Genomic DNA, 4,979 nt, shown 5'->3' with positions numbered 1-4,979 from the left:
CCACTTGCTTCTCCTGTCGGAGACGCTGCGCGAACAAGCAGGTGTTCCCGTCCAACGCAGTGGCTCCCCAACCTACGCAGTTTAAGGTTTTTGGCGCTAATTGAACCGTATTGCACTATAAGCTATCTCTTGGCAAAGAGTTCGATGTTGTTTTCCAGCTAGTTTACAACTCTTGTGCTTGGGGAAGCGGGAAGATTTCACCAGCTAAGTAAGCCTGAAAGTGCTTTTGAAAGTACAACCAGGAAGTCATATCTTCACCATCTATCAATGCTTTTGGGGCTTGTTTATATAGAGGAATACGGTTATTAATTTCGTCTTGCAGCACTGGGGGCAGTTCTGTTAAACCATTGACTTTGCTGCCAACAGCACTGTAGATAAGTTGACCGGGGCGATCGCCCATTTTCATCCAGGGAAGCCATTGACCAATCCGATCCCAACTCAGTTTAAGTTGAGAAACTGAGGAGAGGGCTGTGTTGAATAAATCTGCGGTTGGCACTGTTAATTTAAACAATTCTGCTGCCTGATAAATTGGATTTGGGCTATATTCGGCAAATTTGGGATCGTCTGCTAAGGGATTAGGGTAATAGGGAAATATATCAAAAACAAAGGTTGTACTGTCACCATCTACTTGTGCGGGGAAATTTCCCTCAAACTTACCCTGCACTGGATTATTAGCAACGTGAATCACCGGAACTGTCTCGCCTGTCCAAGGATTCTCCCATTTGGGTAAGACTTCATCTGTTTGTGGGTTGAGGTAGTAAGTTAATTCCCTGGAAGTAAAATCCCAGCTTCCCTCTGCTGTAGGAATACATCTGCTAACACTCAATCCCAGGATCTTAAACAGGAGTTGTCTTTTCTCACCGGGGATAAAAGCGTAAATTTTACCTTTCCAAATCAGGAAAGTGGATTCGCTAGGGTCGAGGGAAGAACGAGTTTTAACCCAGTGCTGCGCTTCAAGTTCTTGAATTTGGGCAACCATCTAAAGCATCCTTTGTATTTGGATAACAAAAGAATAAGCTAATCAGCATTCAAGTTGCATCTTTAAAAGTGGGGAATGGGGAATGGGGAACTCGGGGCCCCCTCTGGGGATTAGGGGCAATGGGGAGTAGAGACAAGGCAATTACTGCGTAGGTTTTGCCTAAAAAATCACTTGCTCCCTGCCTAATGCCCTTATCAATTAAACTGGTTTAGAAACTTGCTCATCCAGACGACGAAATAAATACAGCCAAAGTGGCAAGGAACTGTTAATCGCAATTAGTCGCACTAAATGACCAGTTGTGACAATTTCAACATTATGATTCAATGCCAAAGAAACCAGGATCATTTCTGCTGATCCTCCTGGTGCTGTGACTAAAAGACAGGTTAACCAGTCCCAAGAGGTTAATTGCATCGCAAGTATAGCAGCGATCACTCCCGCTATTAGGGTCATACCCACAGACATCAAGGCATAGCCGACAGTTCGCTTTCTAAAGTTGGGTTTGTCTCCCCAATACTCACCAATAGTAATTCCCAAAAGCATTTGACCCAATAAGTTTATTATTGGTGGCGGACTAAAGCTAATATCACCTATAAAAGGCAGCGAATGTAGCAAAGGATTAAACCCGATACCAATCAATAATGCACCAAAGAAATCGCCAGCCGGAATTTTAAATAATATAGCTGGATAAACTATTAATCCAGTAATTACCAGTACTAACAAGAGTAATTCTAGTTGAAATGGATCGAAATTGAGCCAAGCATTGTTGATTGGGAGTGTTTGCGTATAGTAATTACCAGTTGATGTCTTAGCGATGAAGGGAATTAGAATAACTACTGAGGTGACGCGAATCGCCTGAACTAAGGCAACCAAAGTAACATTTTTGTTGTAATCGGCGGCGATCGCTGCCATAATTCCGACACCACCAGGAACTGTAGCCAGCATTGCTGTTAACAGGTTGGTTTTGCTAAGGCGCGAGTAAATATAACCAATACAGCTTCCACTCAGCAGTAGAAACAAGGTAAGAAAAATAAATATGGGAATACCAGAAGCAACACTAGCTAGATTCCCGTGGGCATTGGAAGCGCCGACAGTTAAGCCTACAAGTGCCATTCCAACTTTTCTAGCAGTGCGGTTAGGTTGGGGAGAATATTGATAAAAAATTCGACATCCTTGAAGAACCACTGTACCAGCAGCAATCCCGCCAAATATCCAGGCAATCCTACCAATTTGGAACTTTGCCAGAAGTAAACCCAGAGGTAATGCCAGAAGCATTTCCAAGACAAGGACAATTAGTTGCTTGGTAAATAGCTGTTGTTTAGTAATAACGGGATTTTCATGAGTGTGTTCTTCTAGGTTAGGAGCAACAGTTATGCTTTGATTCATCGATATGAGCTTTTTTATTAATTTAACTATGCATTTAAGGTAATGCGATCGCACAAGATAACTAGAGTCTGTCAAGTCAAGTTTACTAGGTTCGTAGTCAGCGCTTTAGCGCTCAAATCAAGGACTAAAGTTTTTACTACAAACTTATTCATCGATTAAAGTTGGTCTAGTGGACTACTCACAAGGTGGAAGTCACGCATTCACGCATTCACGTATGCTTTAAATTTGAGCTTTCTGGCTGTAATAAAATGGTAGGTTTATTTCGGCCTTGTGGTACTAGGTCTAAATTTACCGCGTGTTGGATTTAAACAAAAATGCCTATAGAGAGAGGATAGGGGCACAATGATCGTTGTGCCCCTACAAATAATTTGTATTCCTTTCAATGGTTCAGCCGTTTAATCTTCGTCAAGGGCTGGGAAAGCTTCTTCAAGCTGCCACAACCTGTCTTTATTTTCAACGAACCAAATACGAGTTTCTGGAGTTAATTTACTCCAAATGACTTCAACAGGGATGTGAGGAGATGCATATTGGTACTGCTGACCAAGTGATTTGAGATTTTCCGCCACATCATGGGGAATTCCCAATTGTTCCCAGTCAACTGTGATATTTCTGCCCGAAACTCCTGCTGTGGGGTCGAAAACTAATTGTGCTGATCTGACTAAATCAGCAAAGTGTTTCGGTTTGAGTTTGGTGATCTCCTGAATTTGGAGTGATTCGTTATGCTCTTGAGACATTATCGCCGCAGTGGTAAAGATTAGGGGTGTATTGAACTTACTGCCAGAGATTTTGATCCCAGTATTTTTTAGTTTAGCGCAGAGCCGTTAACTTGAGCATGACTTAACCATACAAGGGGTTTGAGCAAATTGTTTAAGGTGAGCAAACTTCCGGTACATTGTACCAGTACTTTTTCAAGCTAGTACCGCAAGGCGAAAGTCACGTATTCACGCATTTACGCATTCAAAAGTAGTATGGAATAAGCTATGCAGAGATTTTAAATGGTTGCTCTATTGACGCCGTGGCGTACTAGTGTAAGAGGGTTTGTAGTAAGCACTTTAGTGCATAGAAAATAAGGACTAAAGTCCTTACTACGAACTGTGCCCAGTCTCTATTTTAGTGACGAGTGTAAGAACGCTCAAAGTGAGTTTTGAGTGTATGAGCCATAGCTGACATTGCAACTGCTGCTATAGAAAGGGATATTGCTGCGATTTTAATTCTAGAATCATCTGCAACTATTGCTACAGCAGCTAGAGCGATCGCTACCCCAATACAACTTTGTTTGAGCCTATTTGTCACTTGATAAGCTTGATTGCAGGAATGACAAATAAGTGTATGTTGCGAGAATCGGTCTAACGTGATCAACTTTTGATCGGACTCGCTATTACCGACATTTTTTGAGGTGGAATAACCTTGATAAAAGGGCAAAGATGATCCAAATTTATCTAGCCACTTGCGATACTCAACCACTAAAGTATCAGATGTTTTGAGCGGTAAATACACTTCTTTAAGATTTTGTCCCAAACGCTCAATTTGTGCCTTTTGTTCAACGACTAATTGCAAATCACCTTCTAAGATTTTGTTTTGCCTCAGGATGTGATCTAACCAAGGAGGCATCAGCTTGATTTTTTTGGGAAACGAGTTACTATAATTTCTGATGAGAATCCGACATTTATTCTTACCTAGCGGAATTGAATATAAGGCTGTGCCTCCAAACTTACCTTGCTGTTCATTACCAAATTTGTAGAGAATCAAATTAGGAGCAATGAAATCTAATGAGATCCAAGGCTGATTGGGTGTCCGTGTTCGCCGCCACTTTCCCTTAATTCCCTGAATATTGCTGTCAATGACTTCTAGTTCCAGCGCTTGGGCATCTTTTCGACTTCCCATGATGCCATCATGGCTGATTGGAACATGAGCTGGGTCAATAATGTTTTCAATAAAATAGCTTTGGTCGTAAGGTAGGTCACGTATATAATCTAAGTTTAAGCATTCCGGCTGATCCCAATCTGGTAGAGATGGAATAAGCTCATCAATAGCCGTTTCGGCTTTCCCTGCCCACATCCAAATGATACCTTTACGTTCCAAGACTTTAAAGGATGAGACGCAAGCATTGGCCGGAATTTTGGCATCGGTTGGTAACTGAGGAATGTGCAGACATTGACCATCATTGCCAAATTGCCAACCGTGGTATAAGCACTCTATTTTGCCGTCAATAATTTGTCCATCAGAAAGTCTAGCTGCACGGTGGGAACAACGATCTGTTAAACAGATAAGCTGTCCATTTTGGTCTTTGAACAAAACGAAGGGTTCATCGTACAAAGAAAAGCTATAAGGACGATTTCTGGGCATATCTTGCAGAAAACAGACAGGATACCAAGATTGTCTCCAGTTAAATTCTTGCTTATTCTCAAGCGTCTCAAAGGTAGAACTTGGTGGTGTCGCCTGTAGTGTCTCTGTTTCTAATGACATAGTTTTCTCCAAGTTTCTATTATTTTATACTTTTGGATTAGAAAATTTTTAGTCCCAGAGATAGAACATTTATGAGTGAAACTTCAAAAAATAACCATGAGAAAGCAAACACAGCTTTTGAGTAAGTCAAAGGTCATTTTGCTTGCGGAAA

At 41.4% G+C, this 4,979-nt stretch carries 4 protein-coding genes; all 4 read right to left on the bottom strand.

The annotated features are described in order from the left end of the window. Window positions 1-163 precede the first annotated feature (163 nt). Window positions 164-979 (bottom strand): DUF1838 domain-containing protein, encoded by an 816-nt coding sequence (locus ACFFAP_RS35755; protein WP_375515652.1) that lies wholly within the window; start codon window positions 977-979, stop codon window positions 164-166. A gap of 198 nt (window positions 980-1,177) precedes the next feature. Next, window positions 1,178-2,362 carry an AbrB family transcriptional regulator gene (locus ACFFAP_RS35750; RefSeq protein WP_375515651.1) on the bottom strand — a complete coding sequence of 395 codons (1,185 nt, stop codon included), beginning with the start codon at window positions 2,360-2,362 and terminating at the stop codon, window positions 1,178-1,180. A gap of 395 nt (window positions 2,363-2,757) precedes the next feature. Further along, window positions 2,758-3,096, bottom strand: a complete 339-nt coding sequence (locus ACFFAP_RS35745) for a hypothetical protein (RefSeq protein WP_375515650.1) — start codon at window positions 3,094-3,096, stop codon at window positions 2,758-2,760. 376 nt (window positions 3,097-3,472) lie between these two features. Then, window positions 3,473-4,828 (bottom strand): Rieske 2Fe-2S domain-containing protein, encoded by a 1,356-nt coding sequence (locus ACFFAP_RS35740; protein WP_375515649.1) that lies wholly within the window; start codon window positions 4,826-4,828, stop codon window positions 3,473-3,475. Window positions 4,829-4,979: the final 151 nt, after the last annotated feature.

Source organism: uncultured Nostoc sp. (assembly GCF_964245575.1).
GTDB lineage: Bacteria > Cyanobacteriota > Cyanobacteriia > Cyanobacteriales > Nostocaceae > Nostoc.
This window is presented reverse-complemented; position numbering and strand designations above follow the sequence as displayed.

Bases quoted from the DNA above. Each gene is read 5' to 3' on its own strand.
- ACFFAP_RS35755 (WP_375515652.1), bottom strand. From the start codon at position 979: ATGGTTGCCCAAATTCAAGAACTTGAAGCGCAGCACTGGGTTAAAACT.
- ACFFAP_RS35750 (WP_375515651.1), bottom strand. From the start codon at position 2,362: ATGAATCAAAGCATAACTGTTGCTCCTAACCTAGAAGAACACACTCAT.
- ACFFAP_RS35745 (WP_375515650.1), bottom strand. From the start codon at position 3,096: ATGTCTCAAGAGCATAACGAATCACTCCAAATTCAGGAGATCACCAAA.
- ACFFAP_RS35740 (WP_375515649.1), bottom strand. From the start codon at position 4,828: ATGTCATTAGAAACAGAGACACTACAGGCGACACCACCAAGTTCTACC.